This window comes from Amycolatopsis sp., from assembly GCF_036008905.1.
In the GTDB taxonomy this organism is placed as follows: domain Bacteria; phylum Actinomycetota; class Actinomycetes; order Mycobacteriales; family Pseudonocardiaceae; genus Amycolatopsis.
Map to the genome: position 1 here is coordinate 42,289 of NZ_DASYMU010000143.1, position 24,158 is coordinate 66,446.

General features: G+C 67.1%; 23 protein-coding genes. 17 read left to right on the forward strand and 6 right to left on the reverse strand.

Annotation, left to right across the window (positions count from 1 at the left end):
* Positions 1 to 4: 4 nt before the first annotated feature.
* The 3 genes from VGP60_RS24935 to fdxA are packed head-to-tail and all read left to right on the forward strand — an operon-like array spanning position 5 to position 2,928.
* Positions 5 to 1,561 carry a benzoate-CoA ligase family protein gene (locus tag VGP60_RS24935; RefSeq protein ID WP_327550508.1) on the forward strand — a complete coding sequence of 519 codons (1,557 nt, stop codon included), beginning with the start codon at positions 5 to 7 and terminating at the stop codon, positions 1,559 to 1,561.
* A 10-nt stretch (positions 1,562 to 1,571) separates the two neighbouring features.
* Entirely contained in the window at positions 1,572 to 2,570 is a 999-nt protein-coding gene (locus VGP60_RS24940; RefSeq protein ID WP_327550509.1) for an NAD(P)/FAD-dependent oxidoreductase, read from the forward strand.
* A gap of 16 nt (positions 2,571 to 2,586) precedes the next feature.
* Positions 2,587 to 2,928: a ferredoxin gene (gene fdxA / locus VGP60_RS24945; RefSeq protein ID WP_327550510.1), complete on the forward strand. Its 342-nt coding sequence runs from the start codon at positions 2,587 to 2,589 to the stop codon at positions 2,926 to 2,928.
* 55 nt (positions 2,929 to 2,983) lie between these two features.
* On the opposite strand, the gene VGP60_RS24950 is transcribed toward fdxA, so the two are convergent.
* Entirely contained in the window at positions 2,984 to 3,841 is an 858-nt protein-coding gene (locus VGP60_RS24950) for a PaaX family transcriptional regulator C-terminal domain-containing protein (RefSeq protein WP_327550511.1), read from the reverse strand.
* A 448-nt stretch (positions 3,842 to 4,289) separates the two neighbouring features.
* On the opposite strand from VGP60_RS24950, the gene VGP60_RS24955 reads away from it, so the two are divergent.
* Both VGP60_RS24955 and VGP60_RS24960 read left to right on the forward strand, forming a co-directional pair.
* Positions 4,290 to 5,270, forward strand: coding sequence for an alpha/beta hydrolase (locus tag VGP60_RS24955; protein ID WP_327550512.1), 981 nt, complete (start codon positions 4,290 to 4,292; stop codon positions 5,268 to 5,270).
* Positions 5,271 to 5,282: 12 nt separating this feature from the next.
* Positions 5,283 to 6,257 (forward strand): helix-turn-helix domain-containing protein, encoded by a 975-nt coding sequence (locus VGP60_RS24960; protein ID WP_327550513.1) that lies wholly within the window; start codon positions 5,283 to 5,285, stop codon positions 6,255 to 6,257.
* Here the strand turns inward: VGP60_RS24960 and VGP60_RS24965 are convergent.
* Both VGP60_RS24965 and VGP60_RS24970 read right to left on the reverse strand, forming a co-directional pair.
* Positions 6,207 to 7,271 carry an abortive phage infection protein gene (locus VGP60_RS24965; RefSeq protein WP_327550514.1) on the reverse strand — a complete coding sequence of 355 codons (1,065 nt, stop codon included), beginning with the start codon at positions 7,269 to 7,271 and terminating at the stop codon, positions 6,207 to 6,209. The genes VGP60_RS24960 and VGP60_RS24965 overlap by 51 nt on opposite strands.
* Positions 7,262 to 7,903 (reverse strand): TetR/AcrR family transcriptional regulator, encoded by a 642-nt coding sequence (locus VGP60_RS24970; RefSeq protein WP_327550515.1) that lies wholly within the window; start codon positions 7,901 to 7,903, stop codon positions 7,262 to 7,264. Before VGP60_RS24970 ends, VGP60_RS24965 begins: the two co-directional genes overlap by 10 nt.
* A gap of 123 nt (positions 7,904 to 8,026) precedes the next feature.
* On the opposite strand from VGP60_RS24970, the gene VGP60_RS24975 reads away from it, so the two are divergent.
* Both VGP60_RS24975 and VGP60_RS24980 read left to right on the forward strand, forming a co-directional pair.
* Positions 8,027 to 8,953 carry an NAD-dependent epimerase/dehydratase family protein gene (locus VGP60_RS24975; protein ID WP_327550516.1) on the forward strand — a complete coding sequence of 309 codons (927 nt, stop codon included), beginning with the start codon at positions 8,027 to 8,029 and terminating at the stop codon, positions 8,951 to 8,953.
* Positions 8,950 to 11,127, forward strand: a complete 2,178-nt coding sequence (locus VGP60_RS24980; RefSeq protein ID WP_327550517.1) for a glycosyltransferase family 2 protein — start codon at positions 8,950 to 8,952, stop codon at positions 11,125 to 11,127. The genes VGP60_RS24975 and VGP60_RS24980 overlap by 4 nt, the downstream gene beginning before the upstream one ends.
* Here VGP60_RS24980 and VGP60_RS24985 read toward each other — a convergent pair.
* A complete protein-coding gene (locus VGP60_RS24985) occupies positions 11,057 to 11,536 on the reverse strand; it encodes a GtrA family protein (protein ID WP_327550518.1) in 480 nt (159 codons plus the stop codon). The genes VGP60_RS24980 and VGP60_RS24985 overlap by 71 nt on opposite strands.
* Positions 11,537 to 11,717: 181 nt before the next feature.
* On the opposite strand from VGP60_RS24985, the gene VGP60_RS24990 reads away from it, so the two are divergent.
* The 10 genes from VGP60_RS24990 (at position 11,718) to VGP60_RS25035 (ending at position 22,455) form a co-directional block, all read left to right on the forward strand.
* Positions 11,718 to 12,881, forward strand: coding sequence for an NAD-dependent epimerase/dehydratase family protein (locus VGP60_RS24990; RefSeq protein ID WP_327550519.1), 1,164 nt, complete (start codon positions 11,718 to 11,720; stop codon positions 12,879 to 12,881).
* Positions 12,882 to 12,961: 80 nt separating this feature from the next.
* Positions 12,962 to 13,462: a mycothiol transferase gene (locus tag VGP60_RS24995; protein WP_327550520.1), complete on the forward strand. Its 501-nt coding sequence runs from the start codon at positions 12,962 to 12,964 to the stop codon at positions 13,460 to 13,462.
* 445 nt (positions 13,463 to 13,907) lie between these two features.
* Positions 13,908 to 15,347 (forward strand): DUF1996 domain-containing protein, encoded by a 1,440-nt coding sequence (locus VGP60_RS25000; protein WP_327550521.1) that lies wholly within the window; start codon positions 13,908 to 13,910, stop codon positions 15,345 to 15,347.
* A gap of 49 nt (positions 15,348 to 15,396) precedes the next feature.
* The gene (locus VGP60_RS25005) at positions 15,397 to 16,332 is read left to right on the forward strand and encodes an SCO0930 family lipoprotein (protein ID WP_327550522.1); all 936 of its coding nucleotides are present in this window, start codon (positions 15,397 to 15,399) and stop codon (positions 16,330 to 16,332) included.
* A 624-nt stretch (positions 16,333 to 16,956) separates the two neighbouring features.
* The gene (locus VGP60_RS25010) at positions 16,957 to 17,901 is read left to right on the forward strand and encodes an ABC transporter ATP-binding protein (RefSeq protein WP_327550523.1); all 945 of its coding nucleotides are present in this window, start codon (positions 16,957 to 16,959) and stop codon (positions 17,899 to 17,901) included.
* Positions 17,885 to 18,643 carry an ABC transporter permease gene (locus VGP60_RS25015; protein ID WP_327550524.1) on the forward strand — a complete coding sequence of 253 codons (759 nt, stop codon included), beginning with the start codon at positions 17,885 to 17,887 and terminating at the stop codon, positions 18,641 to 18,643. The genes VGP60_RS25010 and VGP60_RS25015 overlap by 17 nt, the downstream gene beginning before the upstream one ends.
* Complete coding sequence (locus VGP60_RS25020) at positions 18,640 to 19,614, forward strand: ABC transporter substrate-binding protein (RefSeq protein WP_327550525.1); 975 nt, start codon at positions 18,640 to 18,642, stop codon at positions 19,612 to 19,614. The genes VGP60_RS25015 and VGP60_RS25020 overlap by 4 nt, the downstream gene beginning before the upstream one ends.
* Positions 19,611 to 20,318 (forward strand): isochorismatase family protein, encoded by a 708-nt coding sequence (locus VGP60_RS25025; RefSeq protein WP_327550526.1) that lies wholly within the window; start codon positions 19,611 to 19,613, stop codon positions 20,316 to 20,318. Before VGP60_RS25020 ends, VGP60_RS25025 begins: the two co-directional genes overlap by 4 nt.
* The gene (locus VGP60_RS25030) at positions 20,315 to 21,751 is read left to right on the forward strand and encodes a UbiD family decarboxylase (RefSeq protein ID WP_327550527.1); all 1,437 of its coding nucleotides are present in this window, start codon (positions 20,315 to 20,317) and stop codon (positions 21,749 to 21,751) included. The genes VGP60_RS25025 and VGP60_RS25030 overlap by 4 nt, the downstream gene beginning before the upstream one ends.
* Complete coding sequence (locus VGP60_RS25035) at positions 21,751 to 22,455, forward strand: GntR family transcriptional regulator (RefSeq protein ID WP_327550528.1); 705 nt, start codon at positions 21,751 to 21,753, stop codon at positions 22,453 to 22,455. The genes VGP60_RS25030 and VGP60_RS25035 overlap by 1 nt, the downstream gene beginning before the upstream one ends.
* Positions 22,456 to 22,527: 72 nt before the next feature.
* On the opposite strand, the gene VGP60_RS25040 is transcribed toward VGP60_RS25035, so the two are convergent.
* Both VGP60_RS25040 and VGP60_RS25045 read right to left on the reverse strand, forming a co-directional pair.
* Positions 22,528 to 23,247: a GntR family transcriptional regulator gene (locus VGP60_RS25040; RefSeq protein WP_327550529.1), complete on the reverse strand. Its 720-nt coding sequence runs from the start codon at positions 23,245 to 23,247 to the stop codon at positions 22,528 to 22,530.
* Positions 23,244 to 24,155, reverse strand: coding sequence for a LysR family transcriptional regulator (locus tag VGP60_RS25045; RefSeq protein WP_327550530.1), 912 nt, complete (start codon positions 24,153 to 24,155; stop codon positions 23,244 to 23,246). Before VGP60_RS25045 ends, VGP60_RS25040 begins: the two co-directional genes overlap by 4 nt.
* Positions 24,156 to 24,158: the final 3 nt, after the last annotated feature.

The following is a 24,158-nucleotide window of genomic DNA, read 5'->3' on the forward strand; positions in this document are numbered from 1 at the left end:
CGCGATGCCCACCACATTCAACGCGGCCGACTACCTGGTCGACAGGCGATGCCGGGCCGGCGACGGCGACCGGACCGCCGTCGTCTCGGTTTCCCGGACATTGACTTATAGCGAGCTTTCCGACGAGGTCCGCCGCGTCGCGGCGGGATTGCACGCGCTGGACGTCCGCCCCGAAGAGCGGGTGCTGATGTGCATGGTGGACGAGGTGGAGCTGTTCACCGCCATCCTCGCCACGATGTACCTCGGCGCGGTCGCGGTGCCGTCGTCGACCATGCTCACCGGTCCGGAGCTGCGCAAACTCGTGATCGATTCGCGAGCGAGGGTGGTGCTCGGTTCGAGTGAGTACGCGCCTGTCGTGCGCCACGCCGTCGAGGACGCGCCCGATGTCGGGCACGTGGTGATGGCGGGGGAGCCGGGGGCCGCCCACACCTGGGAGCAGCTTCTTCGGGGCGGTGAAACGAAAAGTCTCGACGGTCCTTATCCGACTTGGCCCGATTCGCCCGCGCTGTGGCTGTACACCTCGGGAACGACCGGCGCGCCGAAGGCCGCGATGCATCGGCATGCCGACATCGAGCTGGTGTCGGAGAACTACGGGCAGCGTGTGCTCGGCGTGACACGCGATGACCGATGTCTGTCGGTGGCGAAGCTGTTTTTCGCTTACGGTATCGGTAATTCGATGTTCTTCCCGCTTTCCGTCGGTGGCACGGCGTTGCTCGAACCCGCCCGCCCGACACCCGCGCTGTTCGCCGAACGGGCGGTGAAGGACCAGGCGACGCTGTTGTTCGGGACGCCGAGTTTCTGGGGGCCGATGGTCGCCAGTGGCCTACCGGCGGACGCGCTTTCCTCGGTACGCCAAGGTGTTTCGGCGGGAGAGGCGCTTCCGGCGAAGATGTTCCACGGCATGGTCGAGAAGTACGGTGTCGAGGTGCTCGACGGCATCGGTTCGACCGAGCTGCTGCACATCTTCATGTCCAACCGACCCGGCCGGGTCCATCCCGGATCCTCCGGGACACCGGTACCTGGCTACGACGTCGAGCTGCGCGACGAGCACGGCGCGATCATCGAGGCCACCGGGAAACCCGGCGAACTTTACGTGCGCGGCGAGTCGGCGGCGACCGGCTACTGGTGCCGGGCGGACGTCTCGCGCAGCGTGTTCCTCGGCGACTGGATCCGCACCGGTGACACCTACGTGCGCAACGCCGACGCGACCTTCACCTGCTTGGGGCGCTTGGGAGACATGCTCAAGGCGGGCGGAATCTGGGTCACGCCCAGCGAAGTCGAAGACCGGTTGCTCGATCATCCCGACGTCGCGGAGGTCGTGGTGGTCGGCGTGCCCGACTCCGATCAGCTCGACAAACCCGTCGCCTGCGTGGTCGCCATCCCCGGACACCGCATCGACGCCGACGAGCTGATCCAGTGGTGCCGCGACGGGCTCGCGACGTTCAAACGACCCCGCGCGGTCGTCGAACTCGCCGAGCTGCCGAAGACGGCCACCGGCAAGATCCGCCGCAACGTCCTGCGCGAGCTCGTCCGCGCGGAACTGCAAACCGTGCCCAGCTAAGGAGAGCGGTATGTCCACATCGGACCAGGTGGTGGTCGACATCCTCATCGTCGGCGCCGGCCCCACTGGGCTCTACGGCGCTTACTACGCGGGTTTCCGCGGCCTGTCGGTCGCCGTGGTCGACTCCCTGCCCGAGCCGGGCGGGCAGATCAACGCGATGTACCCAGAGAAGCAGATCTTCGACATCGCGGGCTTCCCGTCGGTGCGCGGCCGGGAACTGGTCGACAGACTGCTGGAGCAGGCCGCGCCCTTCAATCCGAGTTACCTGCTCGGACATCGTGCCGAGGTACTGGAACGGCACGCGACGGGGTTCGCCGTCACCACGCACGAAGGAGTCCGGATCGAAGCGGGCGCGGTGATCGTCACCGGTGGCATCGGCACCTTCACCCCGCGGCCGCTGCCCGCCGCGGCCGGATTCGAAGGCAACGGGCTGGCGTACTTCGTGCGCAGGCTCGACGACTACCGCGGCTCGGACGTGGTCATCGTCGGCGGTGGCGACAGCGCGTTCGACTGGGCGCAGGCGTTGCATCCGCTGGCGAAGTCGGTCACCTTGGTGCACCGCCGTGACTCCTTCCGGGCTCATCCCTCCACTGTGGACTCCGTGCGCGCGGCGGGGATCGAGGTGCTCACCAACGCACAGCTCTCGACTGTTTTCGGCGACGGCATCATCGAAGGCGTCGAGGTGACCCACGGCGACAACCAGGTGAAAACCTTGCCGTGCCAGAAGATCATCGCCGCGCTGGGTTTCACCGCGAACCTCGGGCCGCTGCTGCGCTGGGGGATCGACGTCGAGAACAAGCGGCACATCCCCGTCGCGGCGTCCATGCAGACGTCGGTCCCGGGGATTTTCGCCGCCGGGGACATCAACGACTACCCGGGCAAGGTCCGGCTGATCGCCGTCGGCTTCGGTGAGGCCGCGACCGCGGTCAACAACGCCGCGCACCACCTCGACCCCGCCCAGCCGGTGTTCCCCGGCCACTCCACCGACGTGCCCCTCGCCGTCGTTTGAAGCTCTTGGAGGACGAATGCCTTACGTCATCGCGGAACCGTGCATCGACATCACCGATCGGTCCTGCATGGAGGAGTGCCCGGTCGACTGCATCTACGAAGGCGAGCGCAAGCTCTACATCAATCCGTTCGAGTGCATCGACTGCGGCAACTGCGAACCCGCCTGCCCGGTGGAAGCCATCACGCAGGATCGGCGCGTCCCCGAGGAGTTCGCCGCGTTCGCCGAAGACAACAAGCGCTTCTTCACCGACCCGCTGCCCGGCCGCGACGAGCCGATCGGGCAGCCGGGCGGGGCGATGGGTTTCGGTCCCGCGGGCACCGACACCGAACTCGTCGCCGCCTACGACCCGCGCGCCTAAGCCACCTTCCCTGTACGACTTCGCCATCTGTCGACAGATGGCGATCTCTTAGCTCCTAAGCGGCTTGCTCGGTGTCGACGACGTCGTCCCAGTGCCGCTGGGCGGCTCCGCGCCACTCGTCGTGCTTGCGGTGGAACAGTTCCGCGGCCTTCGCGCCGCTCCAGTTCGGCGGCAGCAGCCGGGACGGCAGGCCCGGGTCGAGGAACGGGAACCGCCGCCACTCGTGCACCAGCCGGGTCTGCGCGTGGAGCACGGCTTGGCCGGTGGCCGGGCGCAGGCCGGTGAACTCGTCGATGAAGTGCTCGTAGTGCTTTTCGACTTCGCTGAGGTCCCAGGAGCGGGTGACCATGTCGTCCTCGTCGCCGATTTCGCCGTAGCTGGCGATGAACGACATCGCCGGCGAGCCGACCTTCAGTTCGGCCACGATCTTGTCCGCTTCGGTTTGCCTGCCGGTGTTCGGGCTGACCCAGACGCCGGGGACCGGCGAGCCGAAGCCCGCCCACGTCAGCCGGGTGCGCACCCGGTGGCGTAGATCCCGCTGGGACTCGGGCACGGAGACGAGCAGCATCAGCCACTTGCCGTCCCAGCTGACCTCGTCGCGGCCGAATTCGTAGATCCGTTGCGCGCCTTCGGAGAGCAGACGCCGTCCGGGCGGGGTCAGCGACCATCGCACCCGCCGCCCGACACGCTCGGAAATCACCCAGCCCTCACCGGAGGCGCGGGCGAGTGCCTGCCGCGCGGACTTTTCTTCGATCCCGAACAGGCCCAGGACGTCGACGAGCGTCGACGTCCACACCGGGACCTGGCGAGGCAGCACGAATTCGCCCAGCACGGTCATCAGTACCGAGCGCGCGCTGGTGTGACTCACCTCGCGCCGCCTGGTGACGCTGGGGCGCGGTTTGCCACCCGCCATTGTCTTTCACCGGCCTTGATCGAAAAGCATTGTCTCGTTCTGTCAACTAACGCAGCGTACCCATGCGTGTCGTGCCAGTGGGACCCGGTCGGCACATGGATATACAACCTATTGACTCGCCGCAAATAAACTGAAGATGATTGAGCGATCAATCGATTACTGTCCCGTTGGGCGGTGGCGACCCAGCGGAGGGCTCCTGTCAGGGAAGAGTGGCTCTTCCGGCGGAGCACCGACTACACAGTGATATCGGACCCGCTTGTCAGTTCCGCGTCCGCGCTTCCGGAGGTCTGACCGTTCCCCGCCGCGCCGCCGTTCTCCTGTCGCCGCGACCGCGCCCGCCAGATGGCGGGTCATTCCCGCCGCGTGGCACTGTCGAGGTCGTCTCGCCCGCACCGAGGATGGTGTCCAGCGGTCACGACGCAGTGACCAGGAGTCTCAGGGAGCACCGATGACGACCACCATTCCGGCCCGGCCTCCGTTCGACCCGGAACTCGCCGCCGCACTCGCCGTCATCAACGAGAACCTCCCGCCGGCGTTCACCGCCGAGATGCTTCCCGCGCTGCGGGAGGGCATGGCCGAGCGGCGGGCGACCGGCGAGGAGCTGTCCCTCGGCGGGGCGTTCGTCGTCGAGGAACGCTTGGTGCCCGGGCCCGCGGGCGCACCGGACATCTCATTGGTGATCGCCCGACCGGCCGCGGCGAAGACCCCGGTGGGTGTCCTCTACACCATCCACGGCGGCGGCATGATCCTCGGCCACAACCGCAGCCAGGAGCTGCCCGAACTGCTCGGCTGGGCGCGGGAACTCGAGCTCGCCGTGGTTTCGGTGGACTACCGGCTCGCCCCCGAACATCCGCATCCGGCACCGGTCGAAGACTGCTACGCCGGTCTGGTGTGGGTCGTCGAAAACGCCGCCGAGCTGGGGCTCGACCCCGAACGTGTGGTCATCGTCGGCGGCAGCGCCGGTGGTGGGCTCGCCGCGTCGACCGTGCTGCTGGCCAGGGACCGGGGCGGTCCGGCACTGGCCGGGCAGATGCTGCTGTGCCCGATGATCGACGACCGCAACGACACGCCGTCGGCCCATCAGATGGTCGGCGTCGGCGTCTGGGACCAGGCTTCCAACGAACTCGGCTGGACGTCGTTGCTCGGGGACGCGCGGGGTGGCCCGGACGTTTCGCCGTACGCGGCCGCCGCGCGGGCCACCGACCTTTCCGGACTGCCTCCGGCGTTCCTCGACGTCGGCTCCGCGGAGACGTTCCGGGACGAGGTCGTCACCTACGCCTCACGGCTGTGGCAGGCCGGGGGACAGGCCGAGCTGCACGTGTGGCCCGGCGGTTTCCACGGGTTCGACATGCTCGCCTCCCATGCCGCGCTCTCGCAGGCGGCCAAGGCGCAGCGCCTGCCGTGGCTGCGGCGGTTGCTCGGTTCCTGACACGATGAGCTGATGAAGGATCTCGTCGGCAGGCTCTCGGCGCTCGACCCGGACGCCGGGGCCGCGGTCAAGGTGATCGCGTACTTCGACCAGCTCGTCGAGGGACGGTCCGGGCTCGAGCCGATCGTGCGCGGCGCGGCCGTCCTCTCCGGGTGCACCGCCCGCCTGGTCGACGACGAACGCCATGTGCGCGTCCGCGTCGACCCGGAGGGCCGCGCGCTCGACGAGTTCGGGCCGCCCGAACCGGAGTGGCTCAGCGCGGCGCTCATGCCCGGCGGGCCGCCGGTGCTGTGGCTGGAACGGCCGGGGCCTGCCGGTCCGGTCGACGCGATGGTGCTCGAACGGGCCGTTTCCGCGGCGCGCGGAGTACTGGACCGGACGCGCGGCCGGGCTTCGGGCGACCCGGCCCTGGTGGAGGTCGTGCTCGACGCCTCCGCCGAGGAACCCGCCCGGGCCCGCGCAGGCCGGCGGCTCGGCTTGCCCGACACCGCACGGGTATTGGCGCTCGACGGTGGTTCCGTGCGGATCGAAGCGACCGGCGCGGTGCCCGAACGCGGGCGTGTCGGCGTCGGGCCGCTGGTCCCCGTGCTCGAACTGCCTTCGTCATGGGAGGCGGCGCAGACGGCGTTGCGGTTCGCCGCGGACGGGACCGAGCAGGATCCCGGGCCGCGAGTGGTGCGCGCGGACGAACTCGGCGGGCTCGCCGTCCTCGCCGCGTCCGTGGGGCCCGGGACCAAACCGGTGGCGGACGTCCTCGCGTTGGATCGGGCCGGGTCCGCCGCGCCGTGGGTGCTCGGCACACTGGTCACATTCGCGTCCAGCCCGAGCCTGCGCACGGCGGCGACGGCGCTGGTCGTGCACCACTCGACGCTCCAGGACCGCATCGCGCACGTCGAACAGCTGCTGGGCTGGCCGGTGCGGGATCCGCTGGGGCGGTTACGGCTCCAGCTCGCGCTCGCGCTGCGCCGCCTGCATCTGCATCCCTAGGGCTTTCTGGGCGCCGTAAAGCTTCGCGACGGTGTGGAAGGCGACTTTCGGTTCCCAGCGGTACGGCCCGTCCGGAGTGTCGTGGATGATCTTCACCAGTGAATACCCGGCCATGTCGATGTCGTGGTGCGGTTCGGCGGAGTGCGGATGCGCCGGTTCGATGAACTCGAACACGAACGCCCCGTGGACGCCCTCTTCGTCGTAGATGCCGATCAGGTCGGCGAGCTGGTCGGCCTGGACCTGCTCGTTCCGCGTGTAGGGCCCGTCGATCCGGGGCACCGGCCCGCTGTGGTCGATGATCTCGTGCGCGCTCGGACCGGCTTCGGCAGCTCCGTCGAAAGCCGCGCAGCCGAATTCGACAATGACCACCGGCTTGTCCTGCCGGGTGAATTTCCGCAGTTTCGTGACGTATTTGGCGCGGTTGTAGCGCATTCGGTAGTAGTCCAGGCCGATGATGTCGAACGGTTTCCAGTCGACGAGTTCCCACAACCCGGCGCCGTAGGTGAGCTGGCCGTGGAATTCCGCCCTGGCGACGTCGGCGGCTTGGCGGAGGAACCGGTTCAATCGCTTGCTGTACAACGGGGTCAGCGGCCAGCCCCTCAGCGTCGCCAGCCGGGCGGCGCGCTCGGCGTAGCCCGCCCCGGGCATCATCCCCTCGGAGAACACCGTGAGCTCGCAGCCCACGTTGAGGTGGATCGCGGAGTTCCGGGTCCGCAGGCGTTCGGCCAGCTCGGCGGCCTTTGCCAAGTGCGCCAAGGTATCCCGCGGTCCGGCGTCGACCAGCCGGGGCTGGAGCCAGACCTGGAGGCCGCCCTCCAGCGCGGCCTCCGCGGTCTGGCCCAGCCGATCGAGGTCGGTCCCGAAGACGCCGATCGACGTGCAGTGCAGCTCGTCGCGGATGGCGCGTAGTTCCCCGCGCATGACGTCGGCGTCCCAGTTCTGGCGGGACAGCCCGCCGTCGGCCATGTAGTTCGTACCGGTGTCGTAGTTGACGCCTCGATGGGTCAAGGGCATGAGTGGCGCTCCTGCTTTCGGGTGGCGTGGTCGAAGAGGACGGCGAGTTCGGCGGCATACGCGTCCAGATCGGCGCCGGGGTTCATCGCCCATTCGCCGAGCACGCCGACAAGGGCTTGGCCCACGGTCACCGCGACCACACGCGGATCGAGGTCGCGGAATTCGCCGTTGCGGCGGCCGTCTTCGAGGATTTCGGTCAGTAGCGTGATCACCGAGTCGTCGGAGCTCGGGGGGAAGCGCATCGAACCGTCGGCCGCGCGGAGGTTGCCGACGATGGTGATGACCGCGAGCAAGCGCTCCCGGTGCGTTTTCATGTACTGGAGATTCGCCTCGATATACGCCCGGAGCCTGCCCGCGGCGCTGGTCTCGGTCTCCAGCCTGGGCCCGATGTAGGCCCAGGCGTCTTCGTAGATCTGTTCGACGACCTGCGCGAGCAGCTCGTCCTTGCCGGAAAAGTGATACGAGATCACGCTTTTGCTGATCTCGGCGTTCTGCGCGATCTGTGCGAGTGAGGCCTGCGCGAACCCGGCTGCCGCGACCGTCTCGATGGTCGCGGCGATGATCTGGGCACGGCGGGCTTCCTCGATGATCGGGTTTCGTTTTCGTCCGCTTGGACTGTCATCAGGCCGCATGGACTGATAGTAGGCCGGTTGGCCTGATCGCGCAACAAGGTCGCGAAACCGGTCAAACGGCTCGAATTACTCGGCTAGGACTCGTACAGCGGACTCACAGCTACCGTGGGTAGGTTGGGCCGCATGGCACTTCAGGGTTCCGTGGTGGTCACCGGTGGTTCGGGTTTTATCGGGCGCGCCGTGGTCCGCGCGTTCCGTGAGCGGGGCGCGCCCGTGACGGTGGTCGACCGGATTCCTTATCCCGCAGGCGATGACGGCGTCACCTGCGTTGTCGGTGAACTCGGAGACGCGAAGGTCCGTGAGGCCGCGGTGACGGCGGAAACAGTGGGCATTGTGCATCTCGCGGCGTTGACCTCGGTGCTGAAATCGGTGGAGGTGCCGCTACAGACCTATTCGGACAACGTGGCCGTCACCCAGGAACTGCTGGAGCTCGCCCGGCGCCACGAGATCGGCCGGTTCGTCTTCGCCTCCACCAACGCCGTGATCGGCGATGTGAAGACGGAAACGATCACCGTCGACCTGCCGTCGCGGCCGCTGACTCCTTACGGGGCCACGAAAGCGGCCTGCGAGATGCTGATGTCGGGTTACTCCGGCGCGTACGGGCTGACGACGTGCGCCCTGCGGTTCACCAACGTCTACGGACCGGGAATGTCCCATAAGGACAGTTTCGTTCCGCGCCTGATGCGCGCGGCACTCGCGGGCACCGGCGTGCGGATCTACGGCGACGGAAGCCAGCGGCGTGACCTCGTCCATGTCGACGACGTCGTGCGTGCCGTGCTGCTGGCGTTCGGCAGTGGCTACTCGGGACGCGCGATCGTCGGTGCCGGGCGGTCGGTTTCGGTGCTGGAACTGGTGGAAACGGTCCGCGGGGTGACCGGCGCGGAACTGCCCGCCGAGCATGTCGAGGCGCCCGCGGGGGAGATGCCCGCCGTCGTCGTGGATCTTTCCGCCAGTGCGGCGACGATCGGCTACTGGCCAACGGTGTCGCTGGCTGATGGACTCGCCACCGCGTGGAAATACTTTCTGGAGGTAGAGGGTTTCGCCTGGTGAAGTTGTTCGCGAGGCGCCACGCCTTCCTGCTCGTGTTGCTCGCCGCCGGACTGACGCTGCGAGTGCTGGTGTGGCTCGCGTACCGGCCCGCGCTGCTGTTCATCGACGGGTTCCGGTACCTCGGCAACCTGGGCCCGCTCGCGCCGGACCAGCTCAACCCGATCGGCTACGACCTCGTGCTGAGGCCGCTGCTCGCGATCGGCGGGCTCGGGTTCGTCACGGCCGTGCAGCACCTCGCGGGGCTCGGCATCGCTGTCGGCATCTATGCGCTGGTCCTGAAACTCGGTGCGCGCCGGTGGGTCGGCGCGCTCGCCGCCGCCCCGATCCTGCTCGACGCCTACCAGTTGCAGATCGAGCAGAACATCATGTCGGAAGTGACCTTCGAGGTTTTGCTGCTCGGGTTGCTCTGGTTGCTGCTTGGCCGCGGTGAACCCGGCTGGCGGCGCGTGGCCGGCGCCGGAGTGCTGCTCGGTGCGGCGGTGCTGGTGCGGGTCATCGGGATCGCTTTGGTGGTCCCGTTCGCCGTTTATCTCGTGGCGGCCGGTGGCGCTTGGCGCACGCGCGCGGGCTGGAAGCGCGTCGGTGTCCGGTGCGGAGTCGCGGTCGCCGGTCTCGGTGTCGTGCTCGTGCCTTATGCCGCCTATTTCCATTCCGTCACCGGTGGCTGGGGATTGTCGGTTTCTTCGGGAAACGCGCTGTACGGGCGGACCGCCGTGGTCGCCGATTGTTCCCGGCTCGATCTCAACGCCGAGCAGAGTCTTTTCTGCCCGCGCGAACCGCTCGGGCAGCGCTTGGGTGTCGATTCCTACGCACATATGGACACGGATCCGAATTGGCCCGGACCGCTTCCGCCGGGAGCGAGCAGATCGGAATTGGCGCACCAATTCGGGCTGAAGGTCCTGAGCGCGCAGCCTTGGGACGTGGCGGGCGCGGTACTGACTGATTTCTTCAAGAGTTTCGCTTTCACCAGGACGACCGCGCCGAACGACGTGCCGCTCGACCGGTGGCAGTTCCAGCTGACCTATCCGCTGTTCAACTATCCCGATCAGGTCGAGCAGATCACGCGGCAGTACGACGGCATCGCGCCGTACGTCAACCCTGATCTGGCGCCGATCCTGCGGGGCTATCAGCTCGGCGGCGGTTATGTCCCGGGTGCGGTGCTCGGGTTCGGCGCGGTGCTGGGGCTGCTCGGGGGTTTCCGGCGTGGGCGGGCTCGCGCGGGTGGGCTGCTGGCCGCGTCGAGCGGGCTGGTTCTCCTGCTGGGTTCGGCGGCCTTCGAGTTCTCGTGGCGGTATCAGCTACCGGCGCTGGTCCTGCTGCCGGTGGCGGGAGCACTCGGGTTCACCGCGCTGACGGCCGCGAGCAGACGTCGTCTCAGCGCTTATCCGGACGACACCGATTCCGGCGCACGCAAAGACTTCAGTGATCGCTACGGCAACGTCGAGCTGGCCCCGCTGGTGGTCGTGATCGCCGCGTACAACGAAGCCGGCGGCATCGGCCCGGTCCTCGAGAAGATGCCCGACGAGTGCCTCGGCCTGCCCGTGGACGTCCTGGTCGTGGTCGACGGCGGCACCGACGACACCGCCGGGATCGCCGCCGGCCACGGTGCCTACGTGTGCGTGGCGCCCCGCAACCGCGGCCAGGGCGCGGCACTGCGGCTCGGCTACCACCTGGCGGCGGAATCCGGCGCGAAGTACATCCTCACCACCGACGCCGACGGCCAGTACGACAACAGCGAGATGGCCGAGCTCGTCCACCCCCTGCTCGACGGGTCGGCGGACTTCGTCACCGGTTCCCGCAGGCTCGGTTACGAAGAGGCGGACAGCAGGGTGCGCTGGCTGGGCGTCCGATGCTTCGCGCTACTGGCGTCGGTGCTGACCTGGCGGCGGATCACCGACACGTCGTTCGGCTTCCGGGCGATGCGCGCGGAGCTTGCCTGTGCGGTGCCGCTGAACGAGCCCCAGTACCAGTCCTCGGAGCTGCTGCTCGGCGTGACCGCTCGCGGCGTGCGGGTGGTGGAGCGCCCGATGTCGATGCGGCTGCGCGGCGCCGGCAAGAGTAAGAAGGGCGGCAGTCTCGTGTACGGCGCCAACTACGCGCGGGTCATGACCGGGACATGGTGGCGGGGGTACGTGCTGCGTCGCGGCCGAAAACCAGCCGGTCGAGCAGGGTGAACTTGAGAACGAACACGAGCGCGTAGCTGCTCACGTAGGCGCCGTCGAGCAGCACGACCCGCAACGCGTGCGACATCGTCAGCGGCGTCAGCAGCCAGCCCACGAGACTGGTCAGGCCCACCGCGGCCAGTCCGCCGAGCGCGATCACGAGCAGGTACGGCACGACCTCGGACCGCACCTGCGGCTTGTCCCGGCGTCCCCATACCCAGCGCCGCGTCATGAGGTAGTTCGGCACCGCGCCCGCGACGAACGCGGCCGCGCTCGCCACCGTCGGATGACCACCCCACCACAGGATCAGGAGCAGCGTGACCTGGCTGATCGCCGTGGCGGTCACCGAGCTGGCGGCCGCGCGGACGAACCGCACGAACCCCCGTGGGCGCGTGCTGTCCGTACCGGACACTGAAGCCATATGTCCAGTCTTCCGTCATTTCCTCCTGCCTGCCGGAGAACGCCTGAACGCATAGGGAATTCACAGCTCGCGCTCAGCTCGCGATCAGTGGTCGCTGGCTAACGTCGGATTCATCATGGTCAGCCGGGTGCGAATCGGGAATCAGTTCGCTGTTCGGGCAAACATGCGGAAAGGTAGAACAATGCGAGTACTGGTCCTCGGCGGCGACGGATATCTGGGGTGGCCGACTGCCCTGCATCTCTCGGACAACGGGCACGAAATCGCTATAGTGGACAATTTTGCCCGACGGCGATACGACGAGGAATTGGGTGTCGAGAGCCTGATTCCCATCGAAGACATGGACACCAGGGTCGAAGCCTGGCAGGAGATCTCCGGAAAACGGATCACCGCCTACCAGGGCGATCTTCTCGATGACGAATTCGCCTTTCAGGTACTGCGTGAGTTCGCGCCGGAAGCCGTTGTCCACTTTGCCGAACAGCGGTCTGCGCCGTACTCCATGATCGACCGGCGGCACGCCGTCTACACCCAGCACAACAACGTCGTCGGCACGCTCAACCTGCTGTACGCCATCGCGAAGATCGATCCCGACATCCACCTGGTGAAGCTGGGGACGATGGGGGAGTACGGCACGCCCAACATCGACATCGAAGAGGGCTGGCTCGACGTCGAGCACAACGGCCGCACCGACAGGATGCTCTTCCCGAAGCGGCCGGGCTCGTTCTACCACCTGAGCAAGGTGCACGACTCGCACAACATCGAGTTCGCCTGCCGGGCGTGGGGCCTGCGCGCGACCGACCTCAACCAGGGTGTCGTCTACGGGCAGGAGACCCCGCAGACCGCACGCGATCCCCGCCTGGCCACGAGGTTCGACTACGACGCCGTGTTCGGCACGGTGCTGAACCGGTTCGTGATCCAGGCCGTGCTCGGGCAGCCGCTCACCGTGTACGGGCGCGGCGGGCAGCAGCGCGGCCTGATCGACATCCGGGACACGGTGGAATGTATCCGGCTCGCGGTCGAGAACCGGGCCGACCGTGGCGAATTCCGGGTGTTCAACCAGATGACGGAAAGCTTTTCCGTGCAGGGGATCGCCGAGCTCGTGGCCGAGCGGTTCCCCGGGCCGGTGCAGATCGAGCATCTCGACAACCCGCGCGTGGAAGCGGCGGAGCACTACTACAACGTGAAGCACACCGGTCTGGTGGAGCTCGGCCTGAAGCCGCACCTGCTGTCGGACACGCTGATCGAGTCCATGTTCGACATCGTGGGCGCGAACAAGCACCGGGCGGACACCGAAAAGCTGCACCCGCAGATCCGGTGGACCGAGGTCACCGAGCCCGCCCGGGTTTGAGCGGCTGACCGCTTCGCCGAGCCGGACGGCCGGGGGATTCCTAGACTGGGGGACCGGCCCGGCGAAAGGAAGGATCACCGATGAACGTCGCCGAACTGCTGTCCGACGGATTCGACCGTATCCAGGAGGTCGTGTACGAGGCAGTCGAAGGGTTGACGCCGGAGCAGCTTGCGTGGCAGGTCAAACCCGGCGCGAACAGCATCGCGTGGCTGGTGTGGCACCTGACGCGGGTCCAGGACGACCATGTCGCCGAGGTCGCGGGCACCGACCAGGTGTGGACCTCCGGCGGGTGGAGCGGCCGGTTCGACCTGCCGCTGCCGGAGTATTCGACCGGTTACGGCCACAGCGAGGCCGACGTCGCCGCTGTGCGCGTCAAGGACCCGGCGCTGCTGACCGGCTACTACGACGCCGTGCACGAGCAGACCAAGAAGTTCCTCTCCGGGTTGACCGGGACCCACCTGGACCGGGTCGTCGACGAGCGGTGGGATCCGCCGGTGACCCTCGGTGTCCGGCTGACGAGTGTGATCGGTGACGACCTGCAGCACGCGGGACAGGCTGTTTACCTGCGCGGACTCCTGTAAGACCACTATTAGGACCGCATCATCAGAGACATGGTGATGCGGTCCTAATAGTGGTCTTGGCATTTCCGCGAAAGCATCGTGGCTCTTTTCTCGCGCCAAGAAAATAATCGCGGACTAACTCTGCGTCGTTACCGTGTCACTCGGTTCGGCGTACGCACAGTCATGTCCGGATAACGGTGGGTCGCTATCGAGATTCGGTTACGAGAGCGCAAGGCTCTGACCTGCTACGACGGATTAGATTGGTAACGGAACGGTAACGAACGGGTCGCGTTTTAAACCCTTTGGCACGTGGCCCGCGTATCAACCAGTGCCGGAGAGAAGCGGCAGGCGAACTCGGATCATTTGCCACCGGGTGCCTTCATTTACGTATAGACCAAATGCAACTCATGCCTGGGTAGTCGCCAGAGTTCCCCCCTGCCCAGAACACGAACGAGGTGAGCAGTCAATGGCTCGAAACCAAGGGCGCCATCGGATCGCACGCAGAACGAAGATTGCGACCGGTGCCATCGGACTGGCCATCGCGGTCGCCGGAATCGTCGTGACGACCACGACAGGCGATCCAGGTCAGGCCAAGGCCGATGAGGTGGACAAGTCGCTGTTCGTCGACATCACCACTATTCAGCCGAACGTGAAGGCCCCGCGGCCCAACGGAAAGGCGTCCAAGGGGACGTTCACCGTCAACTGCGGGAAGAACGAGAACGGCCATTTCAACCCCGACAACTTCATCGCCGCTCCCGGCGTGAAGAACGGTGCCGAGCACCTGCACGACTACGTAGGAAACCTTTCCACCAACGCGGATTCCAACAACAAGAGCCTGGAAGCGGCCGGTACCACCTGCAAGAACGGTGACAAGTCCGCCTACTTCTGGCCGGTCGTCCGCATCGACACCGGCGAGGAAAAAGCGGCGGCGAACAACCCCGAAGTGAAACCGCCGGACGCCGAGCGCAAGCAGGCAGCCAAGGCCGCGGAGGTGCCCACCGTCGAATGCCCCGACGTCGCGAGCCAGTTGCCCGAAGATGTGCCGGACGCAGCTGCCGGCGAGGTGGAGAAGGAACTACTGGCGCTCGACGCCCAGAACGCCGAGGCGGACAAAAAACTTGAGGCAGCGCCCGAAAAAGCCAAGTCCGACGCGGTTGTAGCCCCGCTGGCCGAACAGCGGAAGGCCTCGCTCGGCAAGATCGAAGACGCGGTGAAGAAGAACGGCGGCCAGGCCCCGAACATGGACGAACTCGCCCAGTGCGCGGTCAAGGACCAGGACAGCGAAGGTATCCAGAACGGGGACGAGAACAGCAAAGCCGACGCGAAGCCGGCGACTCTCCCCGCAGCCGACGAGAATGCCGAACTTCCCGGCAACGACGGCGAAATCCAGCAGCCCGACAGTGTTCAGCTGACCTTCCGCGGCAGCGCCGTCGGCAAGGTAAGGGCGATGCCCAAGTTCCTCCGCGTGCTCTACGGCGACGCCAAGGTCTCGGTCAACGGCGTCGCCAACACCAAGGCCAGCTGGACCTGCACCGGGTTCGAGAACCGCCTGATCGACAAGTACACGATCTGCCCCGAGGGCAGCAAGGTCAAGCGGGTCCACACCTTCCCGAGCTGCTGGGACGGCAAGAACATCGACAGCGCGAACCACCGCACCCACATCGTCTTCCCTGACGCTGCCGGACGCTGTGGCAAGGGCTTCAGTGCCGTGCCGGAACTTCAGATCTCCCTGACCTACAACATCCCCCGCGACATCCAGGCCAACGGACAGTACAAAGTGGACTCATTCCCCAACGAAAACCACAACCCGTTGTCCGATCACGACGACTTCGCCAACGTCATGTCGCAGTGCATCATGAACCGGCTCGTCAACTGCGTGAACAAGGGCCGCACGTGCCGTGAGTGATGCCCATCGGCCGTCCATCCTCGTCTCGAATCGGTAGGAGTAATCCCTCATGTCCCGAACAAGAACGGTCATATCCGCCACCTTCGCCGTCATCGGCATGGGGGTGCTCGGAGCCTGCGGGCTCGGTGCCGAGGATGCCGGTTCGGTCAAGCCCGTCGCCGTCCAGCAACAGCAGCAGGCTCCGAGCACGCCGCCGGCGAAGCTGGTGGCGGCGGAGGTCGACGGTCTCGGCCAGGTCCTCACCGACGGGAACGGCATGACGCTGTACCGCTTCGCGAAGGACGCGGCCAAACCGCCGAAGTCCAACTGTGACAACGCGTGTGCGACTGCCTGGCCGCCGTTGTTGTCCGACGGCCCGGCCGAGGTGACCGGGGTCGACGCGGCTCTGGTCGGCACGGTGATCAGGACCGACGGCAAGAAGCAGGTCACCGTCAACGGTTGGCCGGTTTACGGCTTCGCCAAGGACACGGCGCCGGGGAAGGCGCTGGGCCAAGGCGTGGACGGAAACTGGGCCGCGGTCACCCCGGCCGGGGCGAAGGCGGAGGAGAAGGCGGTTTCGGTCAACGTGACCGAGATCCCGGGTCTGGACCAGGTGCTCGCGGACCAGAACGGCATGACGCTCTACCTGTTCACCAAGGACACCAAGAAGCCGTCGAAGTCCACTTGCGACGGTGACTGTGCCGCCAAGTGGCCGCCGATGCTCGTCAAGGGCGAGACGCAGGTGACCGGGGTCGACTCGAAGCTCATCGGCAAGGTCACCCGTTCCGACGGGACCGAGCAGGTGACCATCGGCGGCTGGCCGGCGTACACCTTCGCGAAGGACCTCAAGCCCGGTGACGCCAACGGCCACGGCGTCGGCGGTACCTGGTACGAAATCGAGCCCGCCGGCTGCAAGGTCGCCGAGGGCAAGGAACCCACCAACGCGGCGGCCGACAGCACGGCACCCCCGGCCGGCGCTCCGTCCGACACCACGGGAGGTTACTGACTGGAAACCTTGACTGAACACCCATAACCCGACACATAGCACAAAGATCTCCACAGATCTCCGGCCCGGTGGGAGCCCGACCTCCCATCGGGCCGGAGTTCTTTTTGGCGAGGGAGACTTTCGCTGCCCAGGGAGCAGCGAAGTCCCCCTCGCCTTTTTGTGCGTGCGCAACCTTCGCCATCTGTCGACAGATGGCGAGCCCACCCCGAGCGCGCTTCAGCCACCTCACGAGATGTCGACATCTCGTGATCCCTTACGAACTAAGAGACCGCCATCTGTCGACAGATGGCGAAGGTCCCGCCGGGGTCTCCCTCACGGCAGAGTGTCGACAGTTTGTGAAAATGACTCATCTGGGCAGCCGACTGCCCAGTGTGATCGGCCGTGTTCGGGTGGTCAAAACTGGCCATGAAGTGCCTGGTATAGGCCTAAAATGCGCTCATAGTCGTATTTTTCTCTGAACTTAGCCTTGCGAACGTTCTTGACATGATCAAGCGTCCGGGATCACACTCAGCCGAAGTGTCGACACCTTGTCCCGATTCGCAGCGAAGCATCGGCAAGAGGAGCAGTAGTGACCCAGTGCGGCCCATCAGCATGTCCCCAGTCCCCGAACGGCAGGTGATACCGGTGTCGGATGTCTGTCTCGACGCCAGGAACCTCCGGCTCGGCCACCGCGGCCGCCGGACCGGCGCCTTTTCGCTCGCCTGCGAGAACCTCGACCTCCAGATCCGCGACGAGGAGTTCGTGGTCATCGTCGGCCCGAGCGGGTGCGGCAAGAGCACCTTCCTCGAAGCCGTCGCCGGGCTGGTCCCGGTGGCGTCCGGTGACCTCGAACTCGCCGGAAAGCCCATCAAGGGGCCAGGTCCGGAGCGGTCGCTCGTGTTCCAGCACGCGTCGCTCTACCCCTGGCGCACCGTGCTCGCGAATGTCCTTTTCGGACCGCAGATGCTCGGCAAGCTCACCGACGAAGTGCGGGCGCGGGCCGTGCGGCTGCTCGAAATCGTCGGGCTGGCTTCGGTGGCCGACAAGTATCCGCACGAACTGTCCGGTGGCATGAAGCAGCGGGTCAACCTGGCCCGCGCGCTGGCGACCGATCCGACCTTGCTCCTGCTCGACGAGCCTTTCGGCGCGCTCGACGCGCAGACCAGGGAAAACCTGCAGGACGAGCTGCTGCGGATTTGGCAGGCGGACAGCGTCAGCGCGAAGAAGACGGCCATGTTCGTCACGCACGATGTCAACGAAGCCGTGTTGCTGGCGGACCGGGTCATCGTCTTCTCGCCGTCCCCGGCGCACGTCGCCCTCGAGGTGGTCATCGACGCACCCCGGCCGCGCGAAGCGGCGTGGCGGCGCAGCGCGGAATTCCTTGCCTACGGCGACAAGATCCTCGAAGCGCTCCACCGGCAGCAGGACGACTCCGTACCCGAAGCCCCAGCGGACCCAGAAGGCTCAGTGAGGAACCATGACAACGGCGTCACCACCGGCAACGCTGAGCGGACGGCCGCCAGCGGTGAAACGAGCAATGGAAACAACGGAGCCGCCGGGACTGTCCACCTGGGTGCGACGGCACCGTAGCGGCCTTCTCGGCACCGCCGGCATCCTCATCGTGCTGGTCATCTGGCAGATCAGCACCGCGGCCGGTCTCGTCGAGGTGTCGTTCAGCAGCGACCCGGTCCGCATCGCGAAGGCCGAGGTAGCGCTGTTCAGCTCCGGAGAGATCTTCCCGGCGCTGGGTGCCACCGGCTACGAACTGTTGTGGGGACTGGGAATCACCTTCGTCCTCGGTATCCCCATCGGCCTGGTGCTCGGCCGCAGCAAACTGCTGCACGACCTGACCGAGCCGATGGTCAACATCCTGTATTCGGTGCCGTACGTGATGTTCCTGCCGATCATCATCTTCTGGTTCGGCATCGACAACACCTCGCGCGTGATCATCATCGTGTGGGCGGGCATCCTGCCGCTCATCATCAACATCACCGCCGGGGTGCGGAATCTGGACGGCGACTACAGCCGGGTCGCCACGGTGTTCTGCACACCGAGGCTGAAGTTCTTCTACGCCGTCGCCCTGCCCGCCACCCTCCCGTACATCCTCGCGGGGGTCCGGCTGGCCGTCGGCCGGGCACTGGTCGGCGCGATCGTCGCCGAACTTTTCCTTGCCAGCCAAGGACTCGGCTACTACGTGCAGAACCAGACCTCCAACTTCAACATGGACAACGCCATGGCCGGGATCGTCATCCTCGCCGCCGTGGCCTTGGTACTCAACTGGGGTGTCCGGTTGATCGAGCGTCGATTCACCCACTGGGCAGGTGCACAATGAGAACCAGGTTCTGGACTTCCGTGGCGGTGGCCGCCGGTTTGGTAGTGAGCCTCGCCGCCTGTGGCAAGGGGACCGGGACGGTGACCGCGGACGCCAGCGGCGCGCTGCCGGTCAAGATCGGCTACACCGCACCCGGTGCCGGCTATTCGGATCTGTACACCGCCGCGGACTACGGCATCTTCGCCAAACACGGCCTGAAGGTGGAACTGGTCCGGCTCAACGACAGTTCGCAGCTGGTCGCCGGACTCGCCAGCGACAGCGTGCAGATCGGCGTCGGGGTCGCGCAGGACACCGCGGCGGCGATCATGAAGGGCACCGAACTCCGGTACGTGGCGATGTCCGAGCCGCACTACAACCTGGAGATGTGGGCCAGCCCGGACATCAAGACGCCGGCCGACCTCAAGGGCAAGAAGGTCGCGATCTCCTCTCCTGGCGCACAAAGCGACTACGGGCTCACGGCGTTGCTGGAGAGCAACGGGATGAAGCGATCGGATGTCACCGCGGTGTTCGTCAAGAGCATCCCGGCCGAGGTGGCCGCGCTCGGCAGCGGTGCGGTCTCGGCGATCCTCACCCAGCCGCCGAACGGCACCGAAAGCCGTGAGAAGGGCGCTGTCCGGCTGGCGTCGCTGGCGAACCTGCAGTTCCCGCTCGGCGCGTACACCGTGCAGGCCAAGTATCTGCAGAACAACCGTGAGGTGGTCAAGCGGTTCGTCGCCGCGGAAGCCGAAGCGCTGCAGTACATCCGCTCGCACGAGCCGGAGACGATCACCGCCATCCAGAAGTACAGCGGCGTGCAGAGTCCCGAGCTCGCCAAGTACGCCTACGACTTCTTCCTCGACGTCTGGGCGAAGACGCCGGTCGTCGAGGAGAAGGTGATCCGGCAGGCCTTCGACGAAGCCGCGCAGGCGGGCAAGACCACCGCCCCGCAGGACGTCGCCAAGTACATCGACAACAGCATGTACACGCCATGACCGAGTTCGCCACCGAATGGTCGAAATTCCTCACCGGCCAGGACAAGGCCTTACTGGACACGACGTCCTGGGCGAAAAGCGCGCCGTTCGGGCTCGGCGGCAACCCGGTGGTGCTGGTCGTCGACCTGTACTACGCGGCACTCGGCCATCCACGGCGGGACCTCCTGTCCGCGGTGGCCGAGTGGCCCAGCGCCTGCGGTGAGCGTGGCTGGGAAGCGGTCGACCGGACGGCGGAGTTCCTCGAGGTGGCGAGGGACTCCGGCGTGCCGATCGTCTACTTCCACCAGACACCGCCCGAATACGGGCGCTGGAACCGGAAACCCGCGAGGCGGCTGAAACCCACGCGCGGCGACAAGGACCCGAACGCCATCGTGTCCGAAGTGGAGCCGGGTCCCGAAGACATCGTCCTCACCAAGATCGGCCCCAGCGGCTTCCACGAAACCCCGCTGAAGACGATCCTGCGCGCGGGCGGTCACGACACCGTGCTCGTCTGCGGTGAGGCGACGAGCGGCTGCGTCCGGTCGACCGTGGTCGACGCCTGCACCAGCGGGTACCGCGTCGGTGTCGTCGGGGACTGTTGTTTCGACCGGTTCGAAGCCTCGCACTGGGTGAGTTTGTTCGACATGAACCAGAAGTACGCGGACGTGATCACCGCGGACGCGGCCACCGGCTATCTCCGGGAACTCGAGCAGGGAGCGGCATGAGCGAAAGCGGCGCGGATCTCCGGCACTGGCTGGCGGAGGCCGAAAAGGCGGGCGAGCTCCAGACGCTCGAAGGCGCGCATTGGGAGTTGGAGATCGGCGCGCTGTCCCAGGTGAACTACCGGCGCAGCCACCCGAAGGCGTTGATGTTCGCCTCCATCAAGGACTACCCGGCGGGTTCGCGCGTGCTGACGGGCTCGGTCAGCAATCCACGCCTGCTCGGCTCGGTGCTCGGGCTCGGCTGGGACAACACCGACGAGGACCTCGTCGAGAAACTGGCCGTGAAACCGGGGGAGTGGACGCGCCGAGCCGGCGAGTTCGCCGCGGTGACCGTCCAAGACGGACCGTTGCTGTCCAACGTCGTCGACCACCCGGATCTGCTGAGCTTTCCGGTGCCACGCTGGCACGAGCAGGACGGCGGCCGCTACATCGGGACCGGCTGCGCGGTGGTGACCCGCGACTACGACACCGGCCGCATCAACCTGGGCGCGTACCGCATGCAGGTCCAGGACGAAGGCCGTTCGGCGAGCGTCAACATCGAGGCGGGCAAGCACGGAGCCCAGCATCTGCGACGCTGGTTCGAGGCCGAAGGGCGCGCGCCGATCGCGGCCTCGCTCGGGCACCATCCCGCGTACCTGGTCGCGGCCGGGGTCGAAGTACCCGGTGACGTCTCCGAGTACGACTACGTCGGCGCGATGACGGGCGCCCCGGTCCGGACCGTGCCGGGGCTGGTGACCGGCCTGCCGTTGCCGTACGACAGCGAAATCGCCATCGAGGGCTGGATCCGCCCGGACAACAAGCGCCCGGAGGGCCCGTTCGGCGAATGGACCGGCTACTACTCGGGTTCCCGCGACCCGATCCTCACCATCGACGTCGAAAAGGTCTACTACCGCGACGATCCGATCCTGCTCGGCGCGCCGCCGGGCAAGCCACCGCACGACTATTCGTACATGCGCACGGTGATGAAATCCGCGATCATCACCGATTCCCTGCGCAAGACCGGCCTGCCCGGAGTCCGCGGAGTGTGGGCGCACGAGGCGGGTGGTGGGCGTTCGCTGCTGATCGTCTCGCTGGAGCAGCGTTATCCCGGGCACGCCAGGCAAGCCGCGTACCTGACCGCGCAGCTGCCGACCGCGGCCTACATGAACCGGTTCACCGTGGTGGTCGACAGCGACGTCAACCCGCGCGACCTCGGCGAGGTCGTCTGGGCGATGTGCGGCCGCACCAACCCGGAGATCGACATCGAGGTGATGAAGCGAACCTGGGGGAGCCGGGTCGATCCCCTTACCCTGCCTGGGGAAATCGCCTTCAACAGCCGCGCGATCATCGACGCCTGCCGCCCGTTCGAACGGCTGGCGGACTTCCCGGCGGTCGCCGAATCGAGTGCGGACCTCGTCGCGTCGGTGAGTCGCCGCTGGCCAGAGGTGCTGGGATAGTGCTGGCGGCCGACGTCGGTGATCTGCGGACGGAAATGCTGTTCACCGCGCTGCGGGGGACCGACGGCAGCTCTTCGCTGGCGTTCACGATCTTCCAGGAACTCGCGGTCAACATCGTCGAAGGGCGGCTCCTGCCGGGACACGAGGTCAACTCGGCGGAGCTCGCCCGGCGGTTCAACACCAGCCGGACGCCGGTCCGTGAGGCGTTGCTGTTGCTGGAACGGGAAGATCTGGTGATCATCCCGCCCCGGCGGCGGCCGTACGTCTCGCCGGTGGCGCTCCCGCAGGTCCGCGAGATCTACGAGATCCGCGCCAGTCTCTACGGCCTGGTCAGCCAGCTGCTCGTGGAACGCGCGACCGACGAGGAAATCCACGGACTCGCGGAGTGGCAGGCACTCCTCGTGGAGGACGCGCGCCTCGGGGACGTCGACGGGTACTTCTGGCACAACGTCGGTTTCCGCAACGCCGAGGCGAGCCTGTCGAAGAACGGCGAGCTGCAGCGGCGGCTCAGTTCGCTGGGCCTGCAGATGCACCGGTTCCGGCATCTGAGCCTGTCACTTCCCGGGCGGCTGCTGCATTCCCTGGCCGATCACGAGCGACTCGTCCGCGCGTACGCCGACCGCGACGCCGCGCTCGCCGCCGCCGTCAGCCGATCGTTGGTACTGCGCGGTTATCACGCCATCGAACGCTCGGGCCGGGTCTAGGCCAACATGGCGTGTCGTGGAACGATCTTCGCCATCTGTCGACAGCTGGCGATAGTCGCGGACGCGGGTTGTTTAAGACTCCAGTTCCAGCCCGGACCAGCCGGACTGTTCGATCGCCAGCAGCCCGGCTTTGATGATCGACTTCGTCAGCGCGACGGCGAGCGGCGCGTCGCGGTCGGCGTAGGCCGCGAGCAGCCGTTCGTGGTCGTCCACCGAGCGGTCGAGCCGCCCTGGCAAGGAAAGGCTGACGTGCCGCAGCTGCAACGTCCGCAGGCCGAGCGAGCCCAGCAGCCGGGTCAGCTGCCTGTTCCCGGCGACCTCGGCCTCGGTCTGCCGGAAGGTCACGTTGTGCCAGAAATACCCGTCGACGTCGCCGCGCTCGGCGTCGGCCCGCAGATGCGCTTGGCAGGCGGTGAGGACGGCGAGGGCTTCATCGTCGGCGTTGCGCACGATCAGCTCGCTGACCAGGCCGTGCAGGTTGGCCCGGACCTCGTACATCTCCCGTGCCTGCGTCAGCGTCACCGAGGACACCCGCGGCCGCCGCCGGGCCGGGATCTCCACCAGCCCTTCCCGTTGCAGCGTCACGAGAGCTTCGCGTACGGGCGTACGGCTGCTGTTGTAGCGGCGCGCGAGTTCGACCGAGTTGACGTCTTCGCCGGGTTGCAGGCGGCCGTCGATGATCTGCATCGCGAGGTCCTCGACGATGTGGTCGACCAGCGAGTTGTCCGCCTGCCCTTCGCGCAGCATCTGCCGCAGCATTTCGCTGCCCGGCCGGGTTCCGTTCGCCGTCACACGGCCTCCGCATCGGTGGTGCTCACGTCTCGGAGCACGTCGAGCATGTCCTGGGCGGCTTGCGGATGGCCGGTGTTGAGCAGCCGCACCGCCGCGATCCGCCGGCGCGGGGACGGTCCCGCGATCGACACGGCCACGACGTCCGGCCGCTGCGCGACGAGGGCCAGCCGCGGAGCCAGCCCGATGCCGATCCCGGCCGCGACCAGGCCTTGGGTGGACAGGTAGTCCTCGGTGACGAACCCGATGCGTGGCTCGAAGCCGGCCAGGCGGCACAGGGTCGTGAACGATTCGTCGTAGGGCGGGGTGTGGCTGCGGACCACCCAGTCCTCACCCGCCAGCTCCCGGAGTTCCACTTCGGACTCCCCGGCCACCGGATGGTCGGCGGGCACGAGCACGCACAGCGGGTCGTCGGTGAGGTGCAGCCGTTCGATGTCGGCGGGGACCGAACGCGGCATGAAGTCGTAATCCCACACCAGTCCCAGGTGGATGGAGCCGTCACGCAGGCTCGTGGCCATGTCGGAGGCGTGCGCCGAGCGCAGCACGATCTTCGTGCCGGGGAAGCGTTTGCGGTATTCGCTGACGACCTTCGGGATCAGGTCGGCGCCCGCGGTGGGGAACGCGCCGAGCCGGACGAAGGAGTGTGACGCCTTGAGGTCGAGCATCTCGCGTTCGATGTTCGCGATGGTCCCGAGCAGGCCGGTGCTGCGCTCGGCGAGGATCTTGCCCGATTCGGTGAGCTCGATCCCGCGTGGCCCGCGGATCATCAGCGGGACGCCGAGCTGCCGCTCCAGCAGCGCCATCTGCTGGGACACCGCGGAATGGGTCATGAACAGCGCTTCGGCGGCGGCGGTGAAGGAGCCGCGCTCGGCCACCGCCGAGAAGATCTGCAGCCGCCGTGCCTCCAGCACCCG

What these genes read in the sequence shown, in the direction of transcription:
- VGP60_RS24955 (WP_327550512.1), top strand. Translation starts at nt 4,290, where the DNA reads ATGACGACCACCATTCCGGCCCGGCCTCCGTTCGACCCGGAACTCGCC.
- VGP60_RS24995 (WP_327550520.1), top strand. Translation starts at nt 12,962, where the DNA reads ATGAACGTCGCCGAACTGCTGTCCGACGGATTCGACCGTATCCAGGAG.
- VGP60_RS24990 (WP_327550519.1), top strand. Translation starts at nt 11,718, where the DNA reads ATGCGAGTACTGGTCCTCGGCGGCGACGGATATCTGGGGTGGCCGACT.
- VGP60_RS24950 (WP_327550511.1), bottom strand. Translation starts at nt 3,841, where the DNA reads ATGGCGGGTGGCAAACCGCGCCCCAGCGTCACCAGGCGGCGCGAGGTG.
- VGP60_RS24960 (WP_327550513.1), top strand. Translation starts at nt 5,283, where the DNA reads ATGAAGGATCTCGTCGGCAGGCTCTCGGCGCTCGACCCGGACGCCGGG.
- VGP60_RS24975 (WP_327550516.1), top strand. Translation starts at nt 8,027, where the DNA reads ATGGCACTTCAGGGTTCCGTGGTGGTCACCGGTGGTTCGGGTTTTATC.
- VGP60_RS25025 (WP_327550526.1), top strand. Translation starts at nt 19,611, where the DNA reads ATGACCGAGTTCGCCACCGAATGGTCGAAATTCCTCACCGGCCAGGAC.
- VGP60_RS24965 (WP_327550514.1), bottom strand. Translation starts at nt 7,271, where the DNA reads ATGCCCTTGACCCATCGAGGCGTCAACTACGACACCGGTACGAACTAC.
- VGP60_RS24940 (WP_327550509.1), top strand. Translation starts at nt 1,572, where the DNA reads ATGTCCACATCGGACCAGGTGGTGGTCGACATCCTCATCGTCGGCGCC.
- fdxA (WP_327550510.1), top strand. Translation starts at nt 2,587, where the DNA reads ATGCCTTACGTCATCGCGGAACCGTGCATCGACATCACCGATCGGTCC.
- VGP60_RS24935 (WP_327550508.1), top strand. Translation starts at nt 5, where the DNA reads ATGCCCACCACATTCAACGCGGCCGACTACCTGGTCGACAGGCGATGC.
- VGP60_RS25020 (WP_327550525.1), top strand. Translation starts at nt 18,640, where the DNA reads ATGAGAACCAGGTTCTGGACTTCCGTGGCGGTGGCCGCCGGTTTGGTA.
- VGP60_RS25030 (WP_327550527.1), top strand. Translation starts at nt 20,315, where the DNA reads ATGAGCGAAAGCGGCGCGGATCTCCGGCACTGGCTGGCGGAGGCCGAA.
- VGP60_RS25005 (WP_327550522.1), top strand. Translation starts at nt 15,397, where the DNA reads ATGTCCCGAACAAGAACGGTCATATCCGCCACCTTCGCCGTCATCGGC.
- VGP60_RS24970 (WP_327550515.1), bottom strand. Translation starts at nt 7,903, where the DNA reads ATGCGGCCTGATGACAGTCCAAGCGGACGAAAACGAAACCCGATCATC.
- VGP60_RS24985 (WP_327550518.1), bottom strand. Translation starts at nt 11,536, where the DNA reads ATGGCTTCAGTGTCCGGTACGGACAGCACGCGCCCACGGGGGTTCGTG.
- VGP60_RS25000 (WP_327550521.1), top strand. Translation starts at nt 13,908, where the DNA reads ATGGCTCGAAACCAAGGGCGCCATCGGATCGCACGCAGAACGAAGATT.